Annotated in this window: 23 protein-coding genes; 12 read left to right on the plus strand and 11 right to left on the minus strand. The window is 65.9% G+C overall.

All coding sequences use genetic code 11. The annotated features are described in order from the left end of the window. Positions 1-14 precede the first annotated feature (14 nt). The 3 genes from ACNJYD_RS26125 to ACNJYD_RS26135 all read right to left on the minus strand — a co-directional run bounded on the left by ACNJYD_RS26125 (position 15) and on the right by ACNJYD_RS26135 (position 4,577). Positions 15-3,434, minus strand: a complete 3,420-nt coding sequence (locus ACNJYD_RS26125; protein ID WP_349628402.1) for a CHAT domain-containing tetratricopeptide repeat protein — start codon at positions 3,432-3,434, stop codon at positions 15-17. A 176-nt stretch (positions 3,435-3,610) separates the two neighbouring features. Next, entirely contained in the window at positions 3,611-4,372 is a 762-nt protein-coding gene (locus ACNJYD_RS26130; protein WP_212256960.1) for a hypothetical protein, read from the minus strand. A 16-nt stretch (positions 4,373-4,388) separates the two neighbouring features. Continuing rightward, positions 4,389-4,577: a hypothetical protein gene (locus ACNJYD_RS26135; protein ID WP_172784191.1), complete on the minus strand. Its 189-nt coding sequence runs from the start codon at positions 4,575-4,577 to the stop codon at positions 4,389-4,391. A 251-nt stretch (positions 4,578-4,828) separates the two neighbouring features. Here ACNJYD_RS26135 and ACNJYD_RS26140 point away from each other — a divergent pair, with 251 nt between their 5' ends. Beyond that, positions 4,829-5,806 carry a DUF2336 domain-containing protein gene (locus ACNJYD_RS26140; protein ID WP_439363736.1) on the plus strand — a complete coding sequence of 326 codons (978 nt, stop codon included), beginning with the start codon at positions 4,829-4,831 and terminating at the stop codon, positions 5,804-5,806. Positions 5,807-5,957: 151 nt separating this feature from the next. Here the strand turns inward: ACNJYD_RS26140 and ACNJYD_RS26145 are convergent, their stop codons facing one another. Genes ACNJYD_RS26145 through ACNJYD_RS26155 form a run of 3 tightly spaced genes read right to left on the minus strand, consistent with a single transcriptional unit; the run spans position 5,958 to position 8,947 of the window. After that, positions 5,958-6,302 carry a DUF1491 family protein gene (locus ACNJYD_RS26145; RefSeq protein WP_172784189.1) on the minus strand — a complete coding sequence of 115 codons (345 nt, stop codon included), beginning with the start codon at positions 6,300-6,302 and terminating at the stop codon, positions 5,958-5,960. A gap of 58 nt (positions 6,303-6,360) precedes the next feature. After that, on the minus strand, positions 6,361-7,092 hold the full coding sequence (locus tag ACNJYD_RS26150) for a peptidoglycan-binding domain-containing protein (protein ID WP_439363737.1): 732 nt from the start codon (positions 7,090-7,092) through the stop codon (positions 6,361-6,363). Further along, a complete protein-coding gene (locus tag ACNJYD_RS26155) occupies positions 7,085-8,947 on the minus strand; it encodes a PAS domain-containing sensor histidine kinase (RefSeq protein ID WP_212256962.1) in 1,863 nt (620 codons plus the stop codon). The genes ACNJYD_RS26150 and ACNJYD_RS26155 overlap by 8 nt, the downstream gene beginning before the upstream one ends. A gap of 412 nt (positions 8,948-9,359) precedes the next feature. On the opposite strand from ACNJYD_RS26155, the gene ACNJYD_RS26160 reads away from it, so the two are divergent. Both ACNJYD_RS26160 and ACNJYD_RS26165 read left to right on the plus strand, forming a co-directional pair. Next, positions 9,360-9,803, plus strand: coding sequence for a DUF5330 domain-containing protein (locus ACNJYD_RS26160; protein ID WP_212256963.1), 444 nt, complete (start codon positions 9,360-9,362; stop codon positions 9,801-9,803). 68 nt (positions 9,804-9,871) lie between these two features. After that, complete coding sequence (locus ACNJYD_RS26165; RefSeq protein ID WP_212256964.1) at positions 9,872-10,300, plus strand: SufE family protein; 429 nt, start codon at positions 9,872-9,874, stop codon at positions 10,298-10,300. 131 nt (positions 10,301-10,431) lie between these two features. On the opposite strand, the gene ACNJYD_RS26170 is transcribed toward ACNJYD_RS26165, so the two are convergent. Next, positions 10,432-10,848 carry a MucR family transcriptional regulator gene (locus ACNJYD_RS26170; RefSeq protein ID WP_172784182.1) on the minus strand — a complete coding sequence of 139 codons (417 nt, stop codon included), beginning with the start codon at positions 10,846-10,848 and terminating at the stop codon, positions 10,432-10,434. A 145-nt stretch (positions 10,849-10,993) separates the two neighbouring features. Beyond that, complete coding sequence (locus tag ACNJYD_RS26175; RefSeq protein ID WP_212256966.1) at positions 10,994-11,866, minus strand: DUF308 domain-containing protein; 873 nt, start codon at positions 11,864-11,866, stop codon at positions 10,994-10,996. A 329-nt stretch (positions 11,867-12,195) separates the two neighbouring features. Here ACNJYD_RS26175 and ACNJYD_RS26180 point away from each other — a divergent pair, with 329 nt between their 5' ends. After that, positions 12,196-13,845, plus strand: coding sequence for a glycosyltransferase family 39 protein (locus ACNJYD_RS26180; protein WP_212256967.1), 1,650 nt, complete (start codon positions 12,196-12,198; stop codon positions 13,843-13,845). A gap of 193 nt (positions 13,846-14,038) precedes the next feature. Then, positions 14,039-14,818, plus strand: a complete 780-nt coding sequence (locus ACNJYD_RS26185) for a class II aldolase/adducin family protein (protein ID WP_212256968.1) — start codon at positions 14,039-14,041, stop codon at positions 14,816-14,818. A 291-nt stretch (positions 14,819-15,109) separates the two neighbouring features. Here the strand turns inward: ACNJYD_RS26185 and ACNJYD_RS26190 are convergent, their stop codons facing one another. The 3 genes from ACNJYD_RS26190 to ACNJYD_RS26200 all read right to left on the minus strand — a co-directional run bounded on the left by ACNJYD_RS26190 (position 15,110) and on the right by ACNJYD_RS26200 (position 19,620). Next, the gene (locus ACNJYD_RS26190) at positions 15,110-16,504 is read right to left on the minus strand and encodes a M20/M25/M40 family metallo-hydrolase (RefSeq protein ID WP_212259617.1); all 1,395 of its coding nucleotides are present in this window, start codon (positions 16,502-16,504) and stop codon (positions 15,110-15,112) included. A gap of 24 nt (positions 16,505-16,528) precedes the next feature. Next, positions 16,529-17,857, minus strand: a complete 1,329-nt coding sequence (locus ACNJYD_RS26195) for a glycosyltransferase family 87 protein (RefSeq protein ID WP_212259619.1) — start codon at positions 17,855-17,857, stop codon at positions 16,529-16,531. A gap of 140 nt (positions 17,858-17,997) precedes the next feature. Then, positions 17,998-19,620 carry a helicase HerA-like domain-containing protein gene (locus ACNJYD_RS26200; RefSeq protein ID WP_439363738.1) on the minus strand — a complete coding sequence of 541 codons (1,623 nt, stop codon included), beginning with the start codon at positions 19,618-19,620 and terminating at the stop codon, positions 17,998-18,000. Positions 19,621-19,958: 338 nt separating this feature from the next. On the opposite strand from ACNJYD_RS26200, the gene ACNJYD_RS26205 reads away from it, so the two are divergent. The 7 genes from ACNJYD_RS26205 (at position 19,959) to ACNJYD_RS26235 (ending at position 25,126) form a co-directional block, all read left to right on the plus strand. After that, on the plus strand, positions 19,959-20,324 hold the full coding sequence (locus tag ACNJYD_RS26205; RefSeq protein ID WP_212259623.1) for a DUF2267 domain-containing protein: 366 nt from the start codon (positions 19,959-19,961) through the stop codon (positions 20,322-20,324). A 24-nt stretch (positions 20,325-20,348) separates the two neighbouring features. Beyond that, a complete protein-coding gene (locus ACNJYD_RS26210; protein WP_025035066.1) occupies positions 20,349-20,756 on the plus strand; it encodes a DUF4332 domain-containing protein in 408 nt (135 codons plus the stop codon). Between the two features lie 237 nt (positions 20,757-20,993). Beyond that, complete coding sequence (folP, locus tag ACNJYD_RS26215; RefSeq protein WP_439363739.1) at positions 20,994-21,854, plus strand: dihydropteroate synthase; 861 nt, start codon at positions 20,994-20,996, stop codon at positions 21,852-21,854. Then, a complete protein-coding gene (gene folB, locus ACNJYD_RS26220) occupies positions 21,851-22,219 on the plus strand; it encodes a dihydroneopterin aldolase (RefSeq protein ID WP_025035064.1) in 369 nt (122 codons plus the stop codon). The genes folP and folB overlap by 4 nt, the downstream gene beginning before the upstream one ends. 1 nt (position 22,220) lies before the next feature. Next, entirely contained in the window at positions 22,221-22,712 is a 492-nt protein-coding gene (gene folK, locus ACNJYD_RS26225) for a 2-amino-4-hydroxy-6-hydroxymethyldihydropteridine diphosphokinase (RefSeq protein ID WP_439363740.1), read from the plus strand. 81 nt (positions 22,713-22,793) lie between these two features. Beyond that, positions 22,794-24,665, plus strand: coding sequence for a methylmalonyl-CoA mutase family protein (locus ACNJYD_RS26230; RefSeq protein WP_439363741.1), 1,872 nt, complete (start codon positions 22,794-22,796; stop codon positions 24,663-24,665). Continuing rightward, positions 24,662-25,126, plus strand: a complete 465-nt coding sequence (locus ACNJYD_RS26235; protein ID WP_439363742.1) for a GFA family protein — start codon at positions 24,662-24,664, stop codon at positions 25,124-25,126. The genes ACNJYD_RS26230 and ACNJYD_RS26235 overlap by 4 nt, the downstream gene beginning before the upstream one ends. Positions 25,127-25,141 lie beyond the last annotated feature (15 nt).

Here is a 25,141-nt window from a genome sequence, read left to right on the forward strand (position 1 = left end):
CCCTTCCCGTCTCGTCACCGCAAGCCGCCATCGCCGATGATCGTGTACGGCGCCCAAAACAGCGGATGCGCATAGGCGAACTCGGTCTTGCCTTCGCTGTTGAGATAACCCGGACCATCGACGAGGGCCATTGCCGCCTGGCGCAGCGCCTCGCTGCGCGACAGCTTGGGATCGTCGGCCTGCCGCTTGAACAGGTCAGTCACCAATTGCCGCGCCGACTGCGAATGCACCGACCAGTTCGTCACCAGCAGTGCGCGCGTTCCGGCGTAGAAGAAGGCGCGCCCCAGCCCGGATGCGGCCTCTGCCCCGGCGCCGGCGCCGGCCCCGGTATTGCAGGCCGACAGGACGACCCAGTCCGCATCCAGCTTGAGGCCGAGGATCTCCTCCATGGTCAGGAGGCCGTCACCGCCCTCGCCCGTCACCGTCGGCGACGACAGAGCGAGTGCCGGCTGCGTCAGCCCGTTCAGCTCGCCCGGGACGAGCCCATGGGTGGCAAAGGCCAGGATCCTGAAGCCGGACAGGTTCATGGTCTTCACCGCGCTCTCGGTCGCGTTCTTGCCGAGGAACAACACCTTCGAAGGATCCGCCTGCAGTGCCAGCGCGATCGATTTCAACTCGTCGGCGGTGTCGGGCAAACGGGGCAACAGACCGAGCTCGGCGCTGTCGACGCCTTCGAGCTTGGGACTGTTGCGCCGCTTCAGCGGACCGCCGCGCGTGATGTTGCCGCCGCCGTCGGCGACCTGAATCTTCTCTCCGCCGCCTTCCGCCTCGGCCTGCTGCTCGCGGTTGAAATAAGGATCGCCAAAGGCCACGAGGTCGCCGCGACCGGGCTTGCCCGGCGGCAATTGCCGCAGCGTGCGCAGCGCCGCGGCCGAGGGCACCGTCGACACGGCATGGCTTCGCGCCAGCCACGGTACGTTGCGATAACCGACGAAGAGCGGGTCCTCGTCCGCGGCCACCTCCGCCGGTGCCGTCGGCAACAGGGACAGCGGCAGAAGCCCGAGAGCGCCGTTGGTCACGACGATCAGGTTCTTGGCCGGCTTCCATCCGCTCTCGACCGGCTTCAGCAGCAGCTCGTAGAGCTCGTGGCCCAGCTTGAGATCGAACGGCGGAATGTCCGAGATCATCGCCGCCTGCGGCTCCAGCGCTTCGCGCAGCTTGCGTATCTTGGTCTCGATGTCGCCGATCCTGGCGTTGACCGCCGCGAACGCCACCGGGCCCGATTTCGGCACGGCCCAGACGAAACTGCCGCTCTGGCCGAAATAGAACGACAGCATCGCCTCCCCGTCGGCGAGCGTCGCGCGGATTTCGGCGACGCTGGGCGGCTTGGGAGAGACGAGATCGGCGTAGACCGGAAACTTCTGCTTGATCTCCTGGCGCGCCTTGTCGCGCTCGGTGCGCAAGGCGGCGATCGAGGCCTGGATCTGCTGCACGCCTTTCTCGTCCCGCTCGGTGGACGGAAGCGCCAGCACGTTGTTGAGCGTTCCAAGTTGCGCGTTGACCTGCTTGGTGAGGTCCTGCTCCTTGCGGACGAGATCGGCCAGCGCCGGATCCTTGGCGGCCGCCCGCGCGCTCGATGCCGCCAGAGCCTGCTGAACCGAGCGGCCGCGGATGGCGTCCGCGAGACTGAAGGTCTCCTCGCCGACCCCGCCGCTTGCGGCTTCGGTACGTGCAAGCAGTACGAAATAGCTTTCAACGATGCTCTGCAGGCGCTGGCTGCGCGCGGCGACCACGGTAGTGTTCTCGTCGTCGGCATTTTCCCGCGCGCTCGCCATCATGATCGGGATGGCGGCCTTGAACTCGCGGATCGCTTCGGCATCGCGCCGCGCCCGCATCAGACCGACCGCCAGCGTGCCGCGCGCCGAGGCGGCATCGAAATGATTTTCGCCGACGCGGCCGACCTGCTTCTTCACCAATTGCTCGGCTGCAGCGATGCCGGCCTCGAGCTGGCCGGACGCGTAGAGCGAGAGAATGCGCGACGGATTGAGCTCGAACACCTGGCGGCGCTGCGGCTCCCAACTCGCAATCGCCTTGTCGATCGCCGCGTACATCGCGTTGGCTTCCGGCGTCTTGCGCTGGAGCGCCAGGATGCCGGCCAGTTGCGACAGCCATTGCACGGTGGATTGAGAATCGTCGGGAACACCGACGGTCTTGTTGATCTCCAGGGCCACGCGGCCGAGCTGCTCGGCTTCTTCGTAGCGGCCCTCTTCGACCAGAATGCCCGCGAGGCCCATGACGTAGCGCGGCGTCACCGGATTGTACTTGCCGGTGTCCTTCAGTCGCGCCAGCAGAGCGCGACGGGCGTCGACCTCGGCTTCGGCGAGCCGGCCTTGTCGCGCCTTCATGCGGGCCTGGCTGAGCACCAGGTTGTCGATCGACTGCAGGAAGACGGTTTCCGCCGGGGGATTGTCCGACTCCATCACGCCCTTCATGCCGGCCCGCTTGCGCTGCTCGGCCACGCGATAGGCAGCCTCGGCCTCCGCGAACTGCCCGCGCGCTTCGAAGATCATCGCCCTGGTCGCTTCGAGCTCCCCTTCCCAGTTCTGCCCGAAGCGCGCATAGGAGGTGCGCCACCCCGGAAGACCGCTGGTGCGCGCCTCCTGGATTGCGGCCTGTGTGCGACGCAGATAGGCTTCCGCCTGGGCGACATCGCCCATCTGGATGAGGTTGCCGACAACGGACCGGTTGGCGCTCAATTGGTATCCTTTTGCGCCAGGCTGGGTGGCGGTCTCACGCAACAACTTCTGAATCACATCCATCGACCGCTTTGGGTCGCCGGCTGCGGCGTATTGCAGCGAGAGGAGCTGCTGCATGCGGCCCATCAGCCGAGGCTCGACGGCGCCGCGGCCGACCTCGACGGCCTTGCTGGCATCCGCAATGGATTCAGCAAGCCGACCAAGCTGCGCACGCGCATTGGCTCGATCGAAATAGAACTGCGCGAGATCTTCGCGCGATTCCTTGCCCTTTGGCGTGGAATCGGCGTCCGCTTTCAGCTCCACGATCAGCTTCTCGTTCGGCTTCTCGCTATCGAGGATCGCCGTGATGTCGGCGATGGTGCGGGGCGGCGCGATGAAGCCCTTCGGCAGTGCGGTGCCGGGCTCCAGCTTCGGCGCCGCTTCCTTCGGCAGCTCGACGGCGACATTGGCCCGGCCATTGGCGGCGTTGAGAGCCGCCATCACGCAGGCCTTGACCTGCGGCTTGGCCTTGGCGCGGCAACCCTCGATATCGGCACCGGCCTTGCGGCCGCCTTGTGCCTGCATGCAGGCTTGCACGATCGGCTTGCCGACCGTCATCCGGCAGTTCTCGAGCGCGGCCTCCTGGGTCAGCGCGGCGGCCGGGCCGGCTGATCCGAAGAGAATGGCAAGAATTGGCAGTTTTCGCGCAAGTGTGGAATTTCGACGGACCTCAAGCCGCATCCCGGAATTGCTGCTCATCGCAAAAGACCTTCGTGCAAAATGACTTGGTGTAACAGCGCAATCCTATCGCTACGGCCGGGGAGAACAAGCGCCAATCGGGGCGATTCGCCCATTATGCTGAACCGCGAGGCCCGCGGCGGGCGCGCGTGCGGCAGCACCGTCCCGGCGGAACTGGCAGGCGTGAGGACCGGCGCTCAGCCCTTCGAGATCACCGCGCGGCCGTAAGGCGGCTGGCCTGCGACCGGCGGGTTGGCGGTCTGGGCGGCGAGCTCGCCGATCAGGCGGTCGGCATCGGCGGCCATGCCGTCGGGGGCCTGGATCACCAGGCGCTCCAGCGCCCAGCGGTAGGACGAGACGCGCTGCTCCAGGCACTGCTGCACCCATTGCACGATCAGCGAATTCTCCTGCATGCGCGCGACCGCATCGTCCCTCTCCCTCGGCGAGAGCGCGGAGACGCGCGCCATGCTGGCATCGCGCTTCCTGTCGAGGTCGATGACGCGGATCGCGCTGGCGAAGAACGGCTCGAAGCGGGTGATGTCGTTGCGCACGTCCTCGATCAGCTGCGCATAGCGCGAGGAATGCGAGCGGTGCGGCTCGTCGATCAGCGTGCGTCCGTACATGGTGCGGTCGAACACGATCTTCTGCCGCCACGGCGAGGGCAGCGCCTTGTAGTCGCCGAACACGCTCTTCCATGCCGGGCGCGACAGCGGCGGCTCGATCATGGGATAGGCGAGATCGCGAAGCTGGCGCTCTTCGTCGGTGAGCTGGAATTGCGAGGGCTTCAGGCCGACGCTGGAGGTGACCTCCGCACCGAGCCAGCGATGCATGTCGTCGCTGCGCATGCTCTCGCGGGTGCGGCCGAAGTCGCCGCCGCTGCACGCCGCGAGCAAGGCGCCCAGCAGCGTGAGCAGGACGGCCGATAGGACAGGCCGGATCTGGCGGATGGAGCCCGGCATTGCATGAAGCCGGATGTCAGCGGCGGCGACGACGGCGCCCCGGCGCTGTGCCCTGCTCCGGCCCGCGATCGCCACTGGTTTCGTCCGCCTCACGCTCGATACGGATCACGGGAAGGATCACGACCGTTCCCATGTCCGCGCGCGGAGCGACATCCCCCGACGAGCCCACCCGGCGACCGGCCGGAAATTCGATGATGGTCCCCATGTCAGCTCTCTTCAATTGCCGCGCGACCGAACGCGCCCCTGCAACATGCATTTCATTAAGATCAGTTCATGGTTAACGGGGTGTAAACGCGCCCCTTCGACCGTAACCGCACGGACCGCGCCGTCCCGTTGCGGCACGACAATTGCTGAATTTGCAGGGCCGGCTTCACGCATCGTTTTCCTTAACGAGGCTTTAAAAGAACCTGCGCTAGGCTCGCCCCCAAGTCTCTTTCCCGAGTTGCGTACGCCTCCATGACCAAGTCGCTGTTTCCCGGATTCGACGGGCTGATGACCCTGTCCCGTCGCGAAGGTGTCGACGTCCGTCCGACGCTGCTGCGCGTGCTGACCGACCTTTACGTCCAGACGAGCACCCACAGCGACGACGAGCAGCGGCAGTTCGTCGAGCTCGCCACGCGGCTGATCGACCAGGTCGACGATGCGACGCGCGCGGCCGTCAAGGCGCGGCTCGCGGTCTATCCGCAGACGCCCGTCCCGATCCTGCAGAAGCTCGGCCTGGTCGCGACCCAGGAAGGCCGCAGGGTTCCATTGGCCCGGGAGATCCCCGCTCCGCCGCGCACGCCCGCATCGGCACGCGTGCCGACCGAGGCCGAGCAGCGCATGGCCGCCAACATGGCGATGCAGCCAAAAGAGGCGGCCGAGATCCACGACATGTTCTTCCGCGCCGGCGCCTCCGAGCGCGCGCTGATCCTGCACAATCTGGCGCAGACCCCGCTGAAGGCCGCCCCCCGGATTCCGACCGTGCGCGCCAAGCGCGCGATCCAGATCCTGGAGATGGCGGCGATCGCGGGCGATATCGAAAACTTCACCTTCGAGCTCGGCGACAGCCTGATCCTGCCCTCGCGCGTCGCAGCCCAGATCGTCGACGATGCCGGCGGCGAGGCGCTTGCGATCGCCGCGCGCGCGCTCGACATGCCGAGCCCGGTGTTCCAGCGCATCCTGTTGTTCTTCAAGCCGGAGATCGGAACGTCCGTGAACACGGTGTACCGGTTGTCGCGGCTCTACGACCGCCTCCCCGAGCGATCGGCGCTGGTGATGCTGGCGGCCTGGCGCGGCTCGACGCTCGCCGTCACCCGCGCGAAGTATCAATCCGCGCTACACGACGGCGAACGCCAGCGCGCCCGTGCCGGCGCAAGCCAGACGCGCCCCGGCGTGCAGCCGGGCTCGGCGCCCGGGGTGAAGACCGGTACCGGCGGGTCGTCGGAGCGATAAGGCCGGCCTTCAGACGCAGCGACATTGGATGGAGAGTGCGCGACGCCTGCCCCAAGCGCGTCATTGCGAGCGTAGCGAAGCAATCCAGAGTCCCTCCGCAGAGAGCTTCTGGATTGCTTCGTCGCTTCGCTCCTCGCAATGACGGTTGGCGCTAAGCCTTCGCCAATTCCAGAAAATGCCGCCCGGCGCGATCCTCGGTCTCGACGATCCAGGCATCCGGATCGAACCGGATTTCCTTGGTCAGCCGCTCCTCGATCGTGTGCTCCGGCAGCGGCTGCGGCGCGACCGGCACGAAGAAGCGATCGATGGGCCGGCCGTCGTCATAGACGGTCTGCGGCGCCGGCGCGTACAGCATCGCATTGCCGTCGAGCAGCGACACCTTGACGAACACCGCGCCCGCCTCCTCGGCACCACGTCGCCGCACGGCGCCGAACACGCCCTCGGTCTGGCAGCGGCGCAAATAGGCCGCGACCCAAATGTTGGATTTCAATCGCATGAAACGCACGATAGGCCAGTGCCGCCATCAGCACCAGCCTCGCTCCGAAGCGTGACAATCATTCGACCGGGTGGCCGATCGCAGCGGCGAGCTCGCGCAGCAGGCGGTCGGAGACCTGACCGGTGACCTGCATCTTGTGCTCGCGCTCGAATTTCTGGATCGCGGACTGGGTCTCGCTGCTCATGCTGCCCGTGATCTTCAAATTGCCGTAGCCATATTCGGACAGCGCACGCTGCACGCCGGCAATGCGCCGCGCGGCCGGGCTTTGCGCCGGGATCGGCGCCGGCGGACGCACGGCCGCCGGCGGCGTCGAGGTCGTCGCCTTGACCAGATTGGTCATCGGATCGTTGGAGCGCGTCGAGGCGGTCGCCTCGACCGGCCTTTCGGTCGCCTTCTCGGCGGCACGCTCGGCAGCCTTGGACTCGGCAGGCTTGGGCTCAGCAGGCTTGGGCTCGACGCGGAACTCGGTCGCGCGCGGCTCGAGCGGCGAGGTATCGGCGCCGACGGGGCGCGGACGCGGCAACGGGTTCGACAGCGGCACGGAGGACGGCGCGGGAAGATTGATCACCGTGCCGAACATCGGCGCGGGGTGCCGGCCGGTCTGGAGGAACAGCGCATTGGCGACGATCGCGGCGATCGCGGCGACGGCGACGAGACCGGCCAGCGTATCCTTGGGGCTGTGCAGCAGCACGCGCATCACGAGGTTGCGCTCGGTCTCGACATCGATGACCGCGGCCTTGGCGCCACGGCGGCGCGGAGCGGCTTCGTCCTTGGCAGACTTCTTAGGCACTTTTCTTCACCAGAGCGGGTTGATCCTGAGGTTGGTCCTGGGACTGGTCGTGAGCTTGGTCTTGAATATCCTGGCGCAGCGCCGGCGTCAGCGTCGCGATCTTGCGCTCGGCCGGCTTGACTTGCGGCGGCGTGTAGACGAGCGGCAGCTTGACGGTGACCGCCGTGCCCTCGCCCAACCGGCTTTGTACCGTCAATTCGCCGAGATGCAACGCCACGAGGCTCTTCACGATCGAAAGTCCAAGGCCGGTGCCCTCGTGACGGCGCTGATAGGTCGTGCCGGTCTGGAAGAACGGCGCGCCGATGCGCTTGAGATCGTCGGGCGCGATGCCGACGCCGGTGTCGCTGATGCGCAGCGTCAGCTGCGAGCCGGACACCGCGGCAGAGACGCAGACCTGACCGCCGCGCTCGGTGAACTTGATGGCGTTGGCGACGAGGTTGAGCACGATCTGCTTGAAAGCCCTGGGATCGCCAGTCATGACGGGCAGGTCCTGCGGCGCGTCGGTGATCAGGTCGATGCCGTTCTCCCGCGCCTTCAGCGCCAGCAGATTGCAGCAATGGAGCAGCGAGGCGCGCGGCGCGAACGGCTCGGACGCGATCTCGAATGTGCCCGATTCCATCTTCGACATGTCCAGGATGCCGTTGACGACCGACAGCAGGTGCTGGCCGGAATCGTTGATCAGCTGGGCGTATTCCTTGCGCTGGGCCGCACCCAGCATCAGGCTCTGCTCCTGCGCGATCATCTCGGAGAAGCCGATGATGGCGTTGAGCGGCGTGCGCAGCTCGTGGCTCATGGTGGCGAGGAAGCGCGTCTTGGCGGCATCGGCCGCCTCGGCGGCGCTGCGCGCCTGGTCCAGTGCCTGCTCGAAAAGCTTGCGGTCGGTGACGTCGCGCATCACGGCGACGACTTCGGCTTCGCACGTGACGTCACGCGCCCTGTCCTGGTCGAGCGGACGGCAGCGCATCTCGACCCAGATGAAATCGACCTGACCCCTCTCGGAGACGGGCTCGCGCCGCAACCGGAACTCGACGCTGCGCACCTCGCCGCGCGCCGCATCCGACAACGCGGTGAGATAAGCCGGCCGATCGGCGACATGGACGCGGTCGAACAGGCCGTGGCCGAGCAGTTGCGCCACCTGCATGCCGAGCATGGTCTCGGCGGCCGGCGAGATGAACTGCACCGCGCCGTTGCGCTGATGCCGTGAGATAACGTCGCTCATGTTGCGCGCGAGCAGGCGATAGCGCTCCTCCTCGCGCGACAGCAGCGCGACGCTGGTGCGCGCAAGCGATTCCGCGCCGAAGGCGAGGCCCGCGGCATAGAGAGTAGCCGAGGCAACGCCGAACGCCATCAGCACGCCGCGCTCGGCCGCGCTCGGCTCCGCCACCGGCAGCCAGCCGAGTTGGCTGACCAGGATCAGCATTCCGGCGCAGGACAGCGCGAGCAGCGAGGCGAAAGCCGCGACGCGGCGCGAAGCCGACAGCGCAGCTTCGAGCGGAACCACGACCAGCCAGACCGCGGCGAAGGATTCGATGCCGCCCGTCGTGACCGCGACGGCCATGATCAGGCCGGCGAGCGCCAGCGACGACAGCACATGCGCACCCTCGTAGCGGCCAGTGCGTGACAGGAACCAGGACAACATGATCGGCGCGATCAGCCAGGCGAAGGCCGCGACCTCGATCGCGCTCGGCGCGCCGCGCATGGCGAGATAGACCGGGAATGCGGCAAAGGCGGCGAGGCTGCCGAGCAGCCGCGGTGCCATGAAGGCGCGATGGCGCGCGCGCGTCAGCGCATCGTAGCGCGCGGAGGGATGCAGCAGTGCATCGAGACAATCGCGGATGATACTCAAAACTGTCACGGGTCTCGCGCTTCGGCTCAATCGTCTTGAGAAGACGCGCCGGAACGCCTCCTTGTCGTTGCGCCACCGTGTCAGAGCGACCTTAAACGAGTGCTAAGGCGGCACAGCGCGCGGCCGGACACCGCGTTATCGCGGAGCTTTTTAGACGATTTGGCGACGTCTTCGCTGCGGATGGTGAACACAGGGTTTCACGGTCCTCCGCATGGTTTCGAAATGGTGGATAGACCTTCTCCGGAAGGTCACGGGCCGCGGCATCAATGGAAAATTTACGAGACCGGGCTCTGCAAAGTTTTTTGCGTCTATTTTCCGCGAATTAAGCTCAAGGCAATCACTTGCGATTTATCGAGGGTTGCTAGGTCCGACGCGCTCTGCGGGGATCGCCGCGGCGGGATCTAACGTACAGGTCGATAAGATGCGCTTTCTGCTCCGCATCACATTCTGGCTCGGGCTGGTGCTGGTGCTCCTGCCGCGGGACAAGACGCCCGAATCGGACAAGCTGCCGCAGATCGGCGCCGCCGATGCGGTGCAGGCCGCGACCGCGGCCGTTTCCGACATGACCCAGTTCTGCAAGCGCCAGCCGGCGGCCTGCGAGGTCGGCGGCCAGGCCGCGACCATCATCGGCCAGCGCGCCCAGGACGGCGCGAAGAAGCTCTATCAGATCATCAACGACAAGAAAGAGCAGATCACCAACGACAAGAACGACGGCAGCAAGAACGACAACAAGAAGGCGCCCGACCATACCGGCTCGATCGCGCTGGCCGGCGAAGGCGATCTTGCCGCGAGCGAGGCGCCGCGCGATACCCTGACCCAGGATGATCTTGCGCTCGAATGGCGCGGACCAGGGCCGGCGAATTAGCGCCCAAACCCTATCGATTTCAGGGCTTCGCATCTCTATATTGGCCTTAACAGGAACTGTGGGCCGATATGACGACGATCGACGACATCAGGGACAATTTCGAGCTTCTGGACGAGTGGGACGACCGCTACCGGTACGTCATCGAGCTCGGCCGCACTCTGGAACCGATGCCGGAGGCGGAACACTCGGCCGAGAACAAGGTGCAGGGCTGCGTCAGCCAGGTCTGGCTGCAGAAGTTGGTCGACCGCGGCAATGGCGAGCCGGTCCTGAGATATCGCGGCGACAGCGACGCCCACATCGTGCGCGGGCTGGTCGCGATCGTGCTCGCGCTGTATTCGGGCCGCACGCCGCGGGAGATCCTCGATACCGACGCGATCGCCGTGTTCAACGAGTTCGGCTTTCGCGACCATCTGACGCCGCAGCGCTCCAACGGCCTGCGCTCGATGGTCGAGCGCATCAAGACCGATGCGAAAGAAGCGCTCGCCGAAGTTTCGTAAAGAACGCCCCCTCGCGTGAGGAGCGCCGTAGGGCGGGCAAACGCGCCCTTGCGCCGTGCCCACCATTTTTCTTCGATTGCGCTGGAGCTGGTGGGCACGCTTTGCTTTGCCCACCCTACAAGATCCCCCGACTACTTCCGCTTCCGCTGCTGCTGCCCGAGACCCATCTGCTTGGCGAGCTGCGAGCGCGCCACCGCATAGTTCGGGGCCACCATCGGATAGTCGGCCGGCAAGCCCCACTTCTCGCGGTATTGCTCCGGCGTCATGTTGTACTGCGTGCGCAGATGGCGCTTCAGCGACTTGAAGCGCTTGCCGTCTTCGAGGCACACGAGATAATCGGGCGCGATCGACTTCTTCAGCGACACGGCCGGCTTGGCCGGCTCCAGCGGCGCGGTTTCGGTGCGGCCTGACGAGACCCGCACCAAGGCGCCGTGCACCTGATTGATCAGGTTCGGAATCTCGGCCGCCGGCGTCGGATTGTTGCTGAGATAGGCCGACACGATACTCGCGGTCAGCTCGATGAAATTCTTCGCCCCCGCATCCGACATGCGCCCCCCTTCTCCCGCTTGTGGTCACGGGATTGACGACACCGAAGTATTCCCTGTCAAGAATACATTCGGCTGAAACACGACGACTGAGGGCGATGCGCTGATTACTGGTGAAGGGCGCCGCTCTACTTGAATGCCGGCCGCCTCAACCGCGCTGGTCGAGATGGGCGCGGAGCTCGTCGATCGAGGCAAAGCGCATCATGCCCTCCGGCATCTGCGCCTCGATGGAACCATCGGAATAGAGCGAATAGGCCATGCCATCGACGATGCCGGACTTGAGCACCGTCACGGGTGGTGCGGACTCCACGGGCGGCGGCGGCTCGGGCGCCGGCGCCGGAGCGGTCTCCGCGAAGGTCGACGGCGAGCGCGGCGGCGGCGGCGGCGGACGGCGCGGGGCGGCCGGCGGTTCTGGCGGGCGCGTACGGTCCGGCTTCGGCCAGGCCACGTCAAAGCTCGCTGGCGGAAGGTTCGGGGCCTCACTGGGCTCCACAGGCGGCGGCGCCGCCTCACCGGATTTCGCCTCGGCGCGCTCGCGTTCCTTGCGCGAGGTCGAGGCGAACAGCAGGTTGCGCCGGCGCGGCGCTTCCGGAGCGGCAGGTGGCGTCGGTGCTTCCGGTTCCTGCTGCGGTGCCTCGGCACGCGGACGCTCGCGCGCAGCAGCTTCGCTCTGCCACGGCGGCGGACTTGCGGGCGGTGGCGGCGGCGCCGGCTCGGCTCTCACCGCCGCAGCGGGCACCGGCTCGGGGGCGACTGCGCCAGGCGCGGCGAGACCCGGCAGCACGGGCCTGACCCGAACCTCGGATGGCACGACCGCACCGGCCAGCCGGCGGGCGAGGCCCTTGAGCTCGAGCAGCACCAGACGCAGGCCGACCAGTAACATTCCGGAGCAGACGCCAATGGTGCCGGAGATTATGAGAGTCCCACCGAGACTGAATTCCCTGATCGTCATGCCGAAAATGATCGCGAGGAGACCCGCCAGGACGGCGCAAATCCCCACGATCAGCAATGCCAAATTCATCGAACTCACCCCCGGCCGCGCATCTGCACGCGAGAACCGCTACGCCACGATACCGTCATACGCTGTTCCACGCCAACGGCCAATTCTGGGCGGTGTTCCTAAAGGGAAGGAAATCAGGGACTTATTCACATTCCCTTCAGCTGCGGCTCGCTACTGCTAGAGCTGCTCTCAAGTCATCGGAATTGGTGCCAACCGGAATTGCTGCGTCGCATCAGGAATTTAGCCATAATGCCCAATTACTTGGTAATGGAACTGCGCTATAGGGAGTCCGGGGTTGAGGCCCGCGCGCACCAGCAGGGCCAAGAGGGGATTCCGGGGCACCGATAGCCATGACATCCATCACGACTTCGGCGATCGACACGCCTTCACGGCGCTCGGTCGAGCGGACTTGCGACGATCTCGCCATGCTGGTGCTGGCCGCGGTCGCCGTCATTGCAGGCTTGACCTTCCGCGATTACGGGCTCGGCTGGGACGACTACACCCACGCCGAATACGCCGACCTGCTGCTGCGCATGTTCGGTTCCGGCTTCAAGGATACCGCGGCGCTCTCCTTCGCCAATCTCTACATGTATGGCGGCGGCTTCGACATGGTCGCGGCCCTGCTGCACAAGGTCATTCCGCTCGAGCTGTTCGAGACGCGCCGTCTGGTCGGTGCCATCGTCGGCGTGATCGGGCTTGCCGTGACGTGGCGGCTCGGCCGCCGCATCGGCGGACCGCTCGCAGGCCTCGCCGCGCTGCTCCTGCTCGCGCTCTGCCCGATCTTCTACGGCCACATGTTCATGAACCCGAAGGATGCGCCCTTCGCGGTCGCCATGATCATCCTCATGCTCGGCCTCGTGCGGCTCGCCGAGGAATATCCGCAGCCGTCGCCGCGCACGATCCTGATCGTCGGCCTGGGGGCCGGCCTCTCGCTCGGCTGCCGCGTTCTCGGCGGGCTCGCTTTGGTCTACGCCACGGTCGGGTTCATGCCGCTGCTGCTGGAGGAATTGCGCAGCGAAGGTCTGCGCGAGTCGGTTCGCCGCTTCGCCCATGTCGTCTATGTGCTGCTGCCCGGCCTCGTGCTCGGCTACCTCGTGATGGGCCTGATCTGGCCGTGGTCGATCATGGAGCCCGGCAATCCCTTCGAGGCGCTGACCTACTTCTCGCATTTCTTCGAGAAGCCATGGAAGGAGATGTTCGACGGCGCGATCGTGTCGGTGCCCGACATGCCCTGGTCGTATCTGCCGACGCTGTTCGCGCTGCAGCTGCCCGAGGTGATGCTGGTGCTGATGGGCGGTGCCATCGTCAGCACCTTCGCCATGCTGCCGCGGCGCGAGGTTCCGGCGCGCCGCAAGACCATCCTCCTGATGCTGACGCTGGCTGCGACGCTGCCGCTCGCGATCGCGATGGTGAAGCGCCCGGCGCTCTACAACGGCATCCGCCATTTCGTCTTCGTGATCCCGCCGATGGCGGTGCTCGGCGGCGTCGCCTTCGCCTGGACCATGGAGCGCCTGCGCGCCAACCACCGCACCTGGCAGCCGGTCGTGCTCGCCACCTTCTGCTTCGGCCTCGCGCTGTCGCTCGCCGAGATGATCCGGCTGCACCCCTACCAGTACACGCACTTCAACCACATCGCGGGCACGGTGCGCGGCGCCGACGACCGCTTCATGCTGGACTATTGGGGTCTCGCCTTGAAGCAGGCCTCGGACGGATTGCGCGAGCAGCTCGTCGAGCGCCAGGAAGTGCCACCGATCAACCGCAAATGGAAGGTCGCGGTGTGCGGACCGCAGCGCCCGGCCCAGGTCGCGCTCGGGCCGGACTTCACCATCGGCTGGGATTCCAATGCCGCCGATTTCGCCATGACGCTCGGCGAGTTCTACTGCAAGGGCCTCACGGCGCCGGTCATGGTCGAGATCAAGCGCGACGACGTGGTGTTCGCCCGCGTCTACGACATCCGCGGCCGCGGCATTTCCAGCCTGCTTTCGATCCCGGCGCCGTAGGATTATTCTCCGTTTCCGTAGATGGGATGGACCGAAGCGTAATCCGGGGACCTGTGGCGTCGTGCGAGCTGCCCCGCATTCCGCTTCGCTCCATGCGGGCTACGCGCGACAGCCACGCTCCTTGCGCCTTGCCGCCAGCCTCACCCGCGACTACGCTCGCTTCCCGCAACAACGACGTTCGGAGAGATCAGCCATGTCGCCAGCAGAAGCCCGCGTGAGGGAAGTGCCCTCCAACATGACGGAGGCGGAGTGGCAGCAACGGATCAATCTCGCCGCCTGCTATCGCCTGGTCGCGCTGTACGGCTGGGACGATCTGGTCGACACCCACATCTCCGCGCGCGTGCCCGGCCCCGACCATCACTTCCTCATCAATCCCTACGGGCTGATGTTCGAGGAAATCACGGCCTCCAGCCTCGTCAAGGTCGACCTGCACGGCAACCAGCTCTCCGAGAGCGAGTACAGCATCAACCCCGCCGGCTTCACCATCCATTCGGCAATCCACGAGGTGCGCGAAGACGCCATCTGCGTGCTGCATCTCCACACCCTCGACGGCACCGCGGTGTCGAGCAGCGCGGAAGGGCTGCTGCCGCTGAACCAGACCGCCCAGCTCGTCACCCACGACCTCGCCTATCACGACTATGAAGGCATCGCGCTCGACCACGAGGAGCGGCCGCGGCTGCAGAAGGATCTCGGCGACCACAACCACATGCTCCTGCGCAATCACGGCACGCTGACGGTCGGCCGCTCGGTCGCTTCCGCTTTCGAGCGCATGTACCACCTCGAACGCGCCTGCTCGATGCAGGTGCGCACGCGCGCACTGGGCACGCCGGTCTATCCGGTCGAGGAGATCGCGATCGAGAAGAACACCGAGCTGTTATCCAACCGCGACCGCGCCGAGCTGCGCGCGAACAACCTCGTGTGGCCGCCCTTGCTGCGCAAGCTCGACCGCGTCAATCCCGGCTACAGGTCTTGAGATTTTCGGGATTTGGCGTAGAGTAACACTCAACGAACCTCTACGCCTTTTGGAATGAAACGCCGCCCAATCCCGGGCGGCGTTTTTATTTGAGGCCGGTCGTCATTGCGAGCGCAGCGAAGCACTCAGACTGTCGCCGCGGAAGATTCTGGATTGCTTCGCTGCGCTCGCAATGACGGGAAGAGGTCTTGTAGGGTGGGCAAAGCGGAGCGTGCCCACGCCTTCTCTCGCGATCCGGGACGAATGGTGGGCACGGCGCGTTGCGCCTTTGCCCACCCTACGGCACCGTGCCTATTTCACCTCCGCCAGCGCGGCGAGGATGCGAGCCCAGGAGCGGATCCCTTTCTGGAAGCTCTGCAGGTCGTATTTTTCGTTGGGCGAGTGGATGTTGTCGTCGTCGAGGCCAAACCCCACCAGCAGCGAGTCGAGGCCGAGCGTGCGCTTGAAGTCGGCGACGATCGGGATCGAGGCGCCGGAGCCCATCAGCACGGTCTCCTTGCCCCATTCCTCCGTCAGCGCCTTGCTGGCGGCGGCAAGCGGCTTCATGGTCCAGTCGAGCGCGACCGCGGGCGCGGCGGAATGGTCGCCGAACTCGACCTTGCAGTCGCCGGGAATGCGCGCCGTCACGTAATCACGGAAGGCCTTGCGGATCTTTTGCGGGTCCTGGCCCTGGACCAGACGGAACGAGACTTTGGCCGAGGCATGTGAGGGAATCACGGTCTTGGAGCCCTCGCCGATATAGCCGCCCCAGATGCCGTTGACGTCGCAGGTCGGACGCGTCGAGGCCTGCTCGACCAGCAGCCTGCCCTTCTCGCCAGCCGGGAGCGACAGCCCGATCGGCTTGAGAAAGCTCTCGGGCGTGAAATCGAGCTTCTTCCACTGCGCCAGGATGTCGGGCGGCGTGTCCTTCACGCCGTCATAGAAGCCGGGAATGGTGATGCGGTTGTCGTCGTCGAACAGGCCGCCCAGGATCTTCGTGAGCAGGCGGATCGGGTTCATCGCGGTGCCGCCGAACACGCCGGAATGCAGATCGCGATTGGCGGCGGTGATCTTCAGCTCTTCATAGAGCAGGCCGCGCAGCGAGGTCGTGATCGCCGGCGTGCTCGGATCCCACATGCCGGTGTCGCACACCAGCACGTAGTCGGCCTTGAACTCGTCCTTGTTGGCCTCGATGAAGGGCACGAAGTTCTTCGAGCCGACCTCCTCCTCGCCCTCGATCAGGAAGGTGACGTCGACCGGCAGCGAGCCCGTCACCTTCTTCCAGGCACGGCAGGCCTCGACGAACGTCATCACCTGGCCCTTGTCGTCCTCGGCGCCGCGCGCGACGATGATCTTGCGGCCATCGGCATGATCGGTGACGACGGGCTCGAACGGCGGACGGTGCCAGAGATCGAGCGGGTCGACCGGCTGCACGTCGTAATGGCCGTAGAACAGCACGTGCGGCCGTCCGCCCGCGCCGGTCCTGCCGACGACGGCGGGATGGCCCGCGGTCGGCCTCACCTCGGTGGCCACACCGAGGCTGGCGATGTCCTTGGCGAGATGCTCGGCGGCAGCCTTGCAATCATCGGCGAAGGCGGGATCGGCCGAGATCGACTTGATCCGCAACAACGAGAACAGGCGCTCCAGGCTGTTGTCGAAATCCTTGTCGATGTGGTCGAGCACGGATTGGAGCTGCGCGTTGGCCATGATTGCTATCCTGGTTGTTGGGTCTCACGAGGTCCCGGGTTTTAACGCCGGCGCGGCCGCGGGGCTAGCCGCAAGCGGCGGATGCCGGATGTGCCAGGCGAGGCACCCTGCGAGGACTGCGGTCGCAGCGAGGTTGTTGCCCCAGGCCTGGATGACATTGGGAAACCACGGCAACGACAGCAGCATGAGGATGCCGGCGGCACCCAGCGCGAGCCAGGTTCCCAGGCGCACATGCGCTCGCTCGTCGAAGGCGGCGCGATGCATCAACACCGTCATCGGGAAGAACAGCCACATGAAGTAGTATTGCCGGGCCAGAGGCGAGGCCACCGTCATGAGGCAGAACAGGATGCCGAGCTCCTCGGCATCCGAGCGCGCCGTTCGCGCCGCTTGCCGCGGCATGATTGCGACGAAGCCGAGCCCGAGCAGCGCCGACAGCGCGAGCACGATCCAGTTCGCCGTCCTGTAGTCGACGTCGATCACGTTCATGGTGCGCGGCGGCTTCTTGGGATCGTCCTGATTGTAGTTGATCGGCCGCACCAGGCGATGCGTGACGGCAATCAGGGATTGGTTGACCCACGACCAGTTCTGCTCGCCACGCTGGCCAAAGCCTTTTTCCGAGCTCGTCCCGACCATGCCCTGGTACCATTTCGCAAGCTCGGCGGCGTTGCGCTCGAAGCCGCGGATCGGCGCCGGCACGAGGTAGAGAAGTATGCCGGTGAAGACGATCGTGCTGACAAGGGCGGCCCATTTGCGCCGCCACGCTAGATAAGGCAGCACTGCGACTGGAAACACCTTGATGGCGATGGCGAGTGCGAACATGAAGCCGGCGAGCCACGACCGTTGATGCCGCAGGCTCCAGAAGCCGTAGAGCATCATCGCCAGCAGCACGAGGTTCGGCTGGCCGAGGTCGAACATGTCGAACACGAAGGACACGGTGACGACGACCGGCAGCGCCTCCAGCCACCGACCCGGCGCGCGGCCCGAGCCGGTCATGACCTGGGAGAGCGCCCCGGTGCACCACCACGCCACGGCGTTCAGGATCGACAGGACGACATAGAGCGGGATCTTGCCGAACCAGCTCGGGATCGCCAGCAGGATCGCCGGCAGCGGCGGATAGATGAAATCGAAATAGTCCTCGGGCGCGGCAGGATAGAGCGGCTCACCCTGCAAGACCTGCTGTCCAGCCCAGTACCAGAGCGAATAGTCCTTGGTCTTGCCGCGTCCGAAAATCTCGGGAACGAGCACGTCGGCGGCCAGGAGGATGCAGCAGAACAGAAAAAGCAGATCCAGCGGCGCCCGCAACGACGGGCGTCTTGGCAGGTCAGGCTTGGCTAACGGGGAGGACGTGGTCACGGTGCGGTCCCGAGCGGCGATGACGCAGGACGTAGCAGACCGGCAAGGACTTGGAGAGTCCCCTCACCTGAATGTGTGACGTTCGGCCCTCCCAGATCGCGGGAGAGGTCGATCGATTGCCTTGCCGTGGGGCGTTCTGCCTACCGCCGCAGCAATCCGCCGAGCGCACCGCGGACCAGCGTGCGGCCGATCGAGCCGCCGAGCTGACCGCCGATCGACTTGCCGAGATTGGCGGCCATCCCGCCGATCACCTGGTTGGTGACCGATCGCGTCACGTCGCGGGCGATGACCTGGCCGGTCGACAGACGGCCTCGCTTGACGTTGGTGCCGAAGATGGTGCCGACGATCGAGCCGATCTGGCCGAGAACGCCGCCGCCGCCTCCGCCCGCGGGGCCATCGGCGGTCGCAGCCGTGCCGGCGATGCGCTTCTGGATCATCTCGTAGGCGGACTCGGCATCGACGGCCGTGTCATATTTGCCCTTCACCGGACTTGCCGCCATGATCGACTTGCGCTCGTCCGGCGTAATCGGTCCGATGCGGGCGGACGGCGGCCGGATCATCACCCGCTCCACCATCGAAGGCGTGCCGTTGCCCTCGAGGAAGGACACCAGCGCCTCGCCCTTGCCGAGCTCCGTGATCACCTTTGCGGTGTCGAGCCTCGGGTTGGGCCGGAAGGTCTGCGCCGCAGCGGCGACCGCCTTCTGGTCGCGCGGAGTGAAGGCACGCAAAGCGTGCTGCACCCGGTTGCCCAATTGTCCGAGCACGCGGTCGGGCACGTCGATCGGGTTTTGCGTCACGAAGTAGACGCCGACGCCCTTGGAGCGGATCAGGCGGACCACCTGCTCGATCTTGTCCATCAGCGCCTTGGGCGCGTCATTGAACAACAGATGCGCTTCGTCGAAGAAGAACACCAGCTTCGGCTTAGGCAGATCGCCGGCTTCGGGCAGCTCCTCGAACAGCTCCGACAACATCCAGAGCAGGAAGGTCGCGTATAGCCTCGGGTTCTGGAGCAGCTTGTCGGCGACCAGGATGTTGACCATGCCGCGGCCGTCGCTGTCGGTCTTCATGAAGTCCTTGAGCGTCAGCGCCGGCTCGCCGAAGAATTTGGTGCCGCCCTGGTTCTCCAGCACCAGGAGCTGGCGCTGGATGGTGCCGACGGTCGCCTTGGTGACGTTGCCGAACCCCTGAGCGGCCTTGCGGATGGCGGCGAGCGGGTCCTGCTCCGCGTCCGCAGCCTTCTTTCCGCTGTCGGGCACGATGGCGTCGAGCAGCGCCCGCAGATCCTTCATGTCCATCAAGGTCAGGCCGTTGTCGTCGGCGACGCGGAAGGCGACGTTGAGCACGCCTTCCTGCACGTCGTTCAGATCGAGCATGCGCGCGAGCAGAAGCGGCCCCATTTCCGTGACGGTCGCGCGCACGGGGTGGCCCTGCTCGCCGAATACGTCCCAGAACACCGTCGAGAACTGATCGGGCTGGAATCTCAGCCCCATTTCGGTGGCGCGCTTGACGATGAAGTCCTTGGGTTCGCCGATCTGGCAGATGCCGGCGAGGTCGCCCTTGATGTCGGCCGCGAAGACCGGAACACCGGCGCGTGCAAATCCTTCCGCCATCACTTGCAGCGACACGGTCTTGCCGGTTCCGGTTGCACCCGTGACGAGGCCGTGGCGATTGGCGAGCGCAAGCGTCAGCCAGGCCTGCTCGTCTCCCTTGCCGACGAAGATCTTGGCGTCGGTATCGCCGAGCTTGCTGTCCTGTGCGGTCATTATTCTCTCTGATCTCTCTGCTGAGTTTCGCGTATTGAAACTCAAATGCACCAGTTCCGTAGTTTAACGCATCTCGCGCGCCGATTAAATCGGTTCAGCGGCTCCTGCGCATGCGACATTGTCGGACACCGATGGGCGAGATCAGCCGAAAGTCGGAACGCGGCGTTCGCAACGCGGCAATTTTTTGCCGATTCGTTCTAGGCTCTTGCACGGCGGCAACACTTTTCGCGCGTTCGCGACGGCGCATGCGTTCATCGCTTGTATTTCACGTCACACCGGCTCAAGATCGTTTTCGAAAGCAATATTCCGGAATGTAAACCGGCTGAGGGGCGGGTCTTATGGACGAGCTGATCGGACGGCTGGCGACAAACGCCAGCATAGATGGTGCTGTCGCTGAAAAGACCGTCGGCATCATCCTGGCCTTCCTTCGCAACGAGGGTCCTTCCGACAGCGTGCAGGCCCTGATCGATCAGATCCCCGGAGCGGAAGCCGCGATCGAAGCGTCCAAGAGCGGTGGCGCCCTGTCGCGGCTGATGGGCGGCGGCTTGATGGCCGTCGGCACGCGCCTGATGAGCCTCGGGCTCGGCATGTCCGAGATTCAAAACGTCTCCCGTGAACTTTTCCGCTACGGGCGAGACAAAATCGGAGCGGATCAGATGGGCAAGATCATTGCGGGGACGCCGGGCCTCAGCCAGTTCGCCTGAGCGACGCTTTTCATATCGAGCATCATGACATATCCGATCTCCGAGATTGAGGGCCTGCCGGCCTTTGCCGCCAACAAGCTGAAGGCGCAAGGAATCCGCACCACGGACGCGCTGCTCGAGGCGGCCTCCACCGTGAAGGGCCGCAAGGCGCTTTCGGCCAAGACCGGCATCAGCGAGCAGCAATTGCTGGAATGGGCCAACGTCTCCGACTACATGCGCATCCCCGGCATGGGCAGGGCCAAGGTCGGGCTCGTCCGCGCCGCCGGCGTCACCACCGTGCGCGAGCTCGCCTATCGAAATCCGGCGAGACTGGCGCAGAGCATGCGCGAGGCCAACGAGAAGAAGAAGCTCGTCCGCCTCCTGCCTTCCGAGAAGTCGGTCGGCGACATCATCGCCAAGGCCAAGAAGCTGCCGCCGAAGATTACGTATTAGGCTGCGGGCCAAGCTGGAGAGGTGGGGCATCACTGCTCCCAGATCGTCATTGCGAGCGCAGCGAAGCAATCCAGAATCTTTCCGCGGTGACAGTCTGGATTGCTTCGCTGCGCTCGCAATGACGGAGTGTGGGCAAGAACATCGCGTCCTCTCGGCCGTCTGTGCGCATCGGAATGGCCGCGAATCGCCCTCAATCCCGGCTTGACACCCTCTTCGCGACCGCGCAAAGCGGGCCGCATGAATGCCTCGCCCTCCCCTTCCGTCCCGCCGGCCGGCTCGGCCGGGATCGACGCGCTGCGGACGCTCGTGGGCCGGCCGCTTCCTGCGGTGATGGGCGTGCTCAACATCACCCCGGATTCCTTCTCCGACGGCGGCGAGTTCATCGCGCCCGCGCGGGCGCTGGAGCGGGCGCGGGCGATGATCGCCGCCGGCGTCGACATCATCGACATCGGCGCCGAATCCACCCGGCCCTACCAGGGCGCCCGGCCGGTCACGGCGGCGGAGGAGCTCGCGCGGCTGAAGCCGGTGCTGTCGGACGTCGTGGCGCTCGGTGTGCCCGTCTCGATCGACAGCATGAAGGCGGAGGTGGTGGCCTTCGCGCTCGACCAGGGCGCGGCGATCGCCAACGACGTCTGGGGCCTGCAACGCGACGCCGAGATGGCGCCGCTGATCGCCGCCAGGGGCGTGCCCGTCATCGTCATGCACAACCGCGACAGCGTCGATCCCGCCATCGACATCGTCGCGGACATCAAGACGTTCTTCCTGCGCTCGCTGGATCTCGCCGCAAAAGCCGGCATCGCGCGCGACAAGATCGTGCTCGATCCCGGGATCGGCTTCGGCAAGACCGCCGAGCAGAGCATGGCCGCGCTGGCGCGCTTGCGCGAGCTCGACATGTTCGGCCTGCCGATCCTGGTCGGCGCCTCGCGAAAACGCTTCATCGCCACGGTGTCGCCGTCGGAGCCCTCGGAGCGGCTCGCCGGCTCGATCGCGGCGCATCTGATCGCCGCGCAGCGCGGTGCCAAGATCATCCGGACCCATGACGTCGCCGAAACCCTGCAGGCCCTGCGGGTGGCGCATGCCATCGAGAGCGAGCAATGACCGATACGATCTTCGTCACCGGCCTGTCGATCCACGCCCGTCACGGCGTCATGGATCACGAAACCGAGGTCGGTCAGCGTTTCGTCATCGATCTCGAGCTCTATACCGACCTGTCGGAGCCTGCGCGCAGCGACCGGCTCGCCGACACGGTGTCGTACGCTGAAGTCGTGGCGACTACGACGGCGGCGTTCAAGAATACCAATTACAAGCTCCTGGAGCGCGCGGCGGGCGCAGTGGCTGATGCGATCCTGTCGCACTTCCCGCGCATCCGCGCCGTGAAGGTCACGGTGCACAAGCCGCATGCGCCGATCGCCGCGATCTTCGACGATGTCGGTATCGTGCTGACACGCTCGCGGCACCCCTAATATGGCGAGCGTGCTGATCGCACTCGGCGGCAATGTCGGCGATGTCCGCGCGACGTTCAAAAAGGCGATCGCGCACACCTGCGGCATGGCACAGGCGGCGCTGATCGCGCGCTCGTCCGACTATACGACCCCGCCCTGGGGCGACGAGAACCAGGATCCCTTCATCAATGCCTGTATCGAGATCGAGACCAGTCTCGATCCGCGCGCGCTATTGTTCGTGCTGCAGAAAGTCGAGCAGAAATTCGGCCGCACACGCTCCAAGGCGCGGCGCTGGGGCCCGCGCACGCTCGATCTCGACATGATCGCCTATGACGATGTCTCCTTGCAGAAGCCCGACCTGACGCTGCCGCATCCGCGCCTGTTCGAGCGCGCCTTCGTGCTGGTGCCGCTGGCCGAAATCGCACCGGACCGCGTGATCTCGGGCATTCGTGTGCGTGACGGGCTCGCCAGCGTCTCGACGCAAGGCATTGAGCGGCTTCCGGATACCGGTTAACCAAAAACAACCGTTTGCAGGAACGGTCCGCCGTGGCAATTTCGCCTGCGAATAACAAGACGTTGGGGAGCCCCGCGCCGCATGACCTCCGTGACTGACGACCTGCCGCTGGCGGCGGATTTTCCCAAGGCTACGCCTGAGGACTGGCGCAAGCTGGTCGACGGCGTGCTGAAGGGCGCGCCGTTCGAGAAGCTGGTCGGCAAGACCTATGACGGCGTCAAGATCGAACCGCTCTATCCGCGTGCGAAGGGCGTTACGCCGGTGGTGGGCCGGCTGCCGGCCGCGCCGTGGCAGATCATCCAGCGGATCGACCATCCCGATGCGGCGCTCGCGAATGCGCAGGCGCTGCAGGATCTGGAGAACGGTGCAACCGGGCTTGCGCTGGTGTTCGCCGGCGCCAATGGCGCGCGCGGTTTCGGCCTGGAACCTTCGGCCGACGCGGTGGCAAAGGTCCTGAAGGACATTCATCTCGACGCCGGGATCGGCATCGAGCTCGAGATTGGACCGCAATCGCGGATGGCCGCGATCCATGTCGCGGAATATGTGAAGAGCAACGGCCTCGATCCCGCCGCCTGCAACATCCGCTTCGGGCTCGATCCGCTCGCGGCTGGCGCGGTGTGGGGCCACAGCCCCTATACTTGGGACGAAATCAGCCCCGCGATCACGCGCGCCATCAAGGGCCTCGCCGGGCTCGGCTTCAAGGGGCCGTTCGCCTCCGCCGACGGCCGCGTGATCCATGATGCCGGCGGCTCGGAAGTGCAGGAGCTCGCTTTCGTGCTGGCCTGCGGCGTCGCTTATCTGCGCGCGATCGAAGGCACGGGCATTCCGCTGGAAGCCGCGCAGGGCATGGTCTATGCGCGGCTCGCCGCTGATGCCGACCAATTCCTGACCATGGCCAAATTCCGCGCGCTGCGGCTGTTGTGGGCGCGCATCGAGACCGCTTGCGGGCTCGCGCCGAAACCGCTGTTCATCGCCGCCGACACCGCCTGGCGCATGCTGACGCAGCGCGATCCCTACGTGAACATGCTGCGCGCGACCATGGCGACTTTCGCCGCGGGGCTCGCCGGCGCCAATGCCATCACCGTGCTGCCGCATACGCTGGCGCTCGGCCTGCCCGATCCGTTCGCGCGGCGCGTGGCGCGCAACACCCAGCTTCTGCTGCTCGAAGAAAGCAACCTCGCCAAGGTCAGCGATCCCGCGGCCGGCGCCGGCGGCATCGAGACGCTGACGGCGCAGCTGTGCGACGCGGCCTGGGCGCTATTCCAGGAGAGCGAGAAATCCGGTGGCGCCTTCGCCGCGCTTCAGCAGGGTGTGTTCCAGAGCAAGGTCGCGGCAACGCGCAAGGCGCGCGAGGCCAATATCGCGAAGCGCCGCGACGTGCTGACCGGCGCCAGCGAGTTTCCGAACCTGCAGGAGAGCGAAGCCACTGTCCTGAAGGCAACGCCGATCGCGCTTCCGCCCTATGGCGAACAGACATACAAGTTCGAGGCGCTGGCGCCGATCCGTCTCGCGGAACCGTTCGAGGCGCTGCGCGACAAATCCGACGCGATGTTGAAGGCGCGGGGCGCACGGCCAAAGGTGTTCCTGGCCAATCTCGGCACGCCCGCCGATTTCACCGCGCGCGCGACGTTCGCCAAGAGCTTCTTCGAGGCCGGCGGCATCCAGGCGGTCGACAGCGAGGGCTTTGCCGATCCGGCCAAGCTGGCCGCGGCCTTCAAGGCCTCCGGCGCCGAGCTGGCCTGTCTGTGTTCCAGCGACAAGGTCTATGCGGAACACGCCGAAGCTGCGGCAAGGGCCCTGCAATCGAGCGGCGGGCGACATATCTATCTGGCAGGCCGCCCGGCTGAGGCCGAGGCGGCGCTGCGGGCCGCCGGCGTCACGGGTTTTGTCTTCGCCGGGGGTGATGCGGTTGTCACGTTGCAAGACGCCTATCGACGGATGGAAATGGCATGACCGAGACCAGCAAACCCGTTCTCACCGGTGGCTGCCAATGCGGCGCCGTGCGCTTTGCGCTGACGGCGTCGCCGAACAAGATTTCGATCTGCCACTGCCGGATGTGCCAGAAGGCCAGCGGCGCGCCGTTTGCCTCCTTCGCCGATGTCGAGAAGACGGACTTTGCCTGGACCAAGGGCACGCCGTCGGCGTTCCAATCTTCGTCGATCGCGATGCGCGATTTCTGCGCCGCCTGCGGCACGCCCCTGAGCTTCCGCCGCATCGATGGCCCGCGCATCGAGATCATGACCGGCGCCTTCGACCGGCCGGACCACGTGGTGCCGACCCGGCAATATGGCACCGAATCCCGCCTCGGCTGGGTGGTCGGCATCGCCAATCTGCCGAGCCAGACCACGCAGCAGAATTACGGACCGGAGAAGATGGCCACCATCGTCAGCCATCAGCATCCGGATCATGATTGAGCTTACGATATGGTT

The organism is Bradyrhizobium sp. SPXBL-02 (assembly GCF_051853065.1).
Classification (GTDB): domain Bacteria; phylum Pseudomonadota; class Alphaproteobacteria; order Rhizobiales; family Xanthobacteraceae; genus Bradyrhizobium.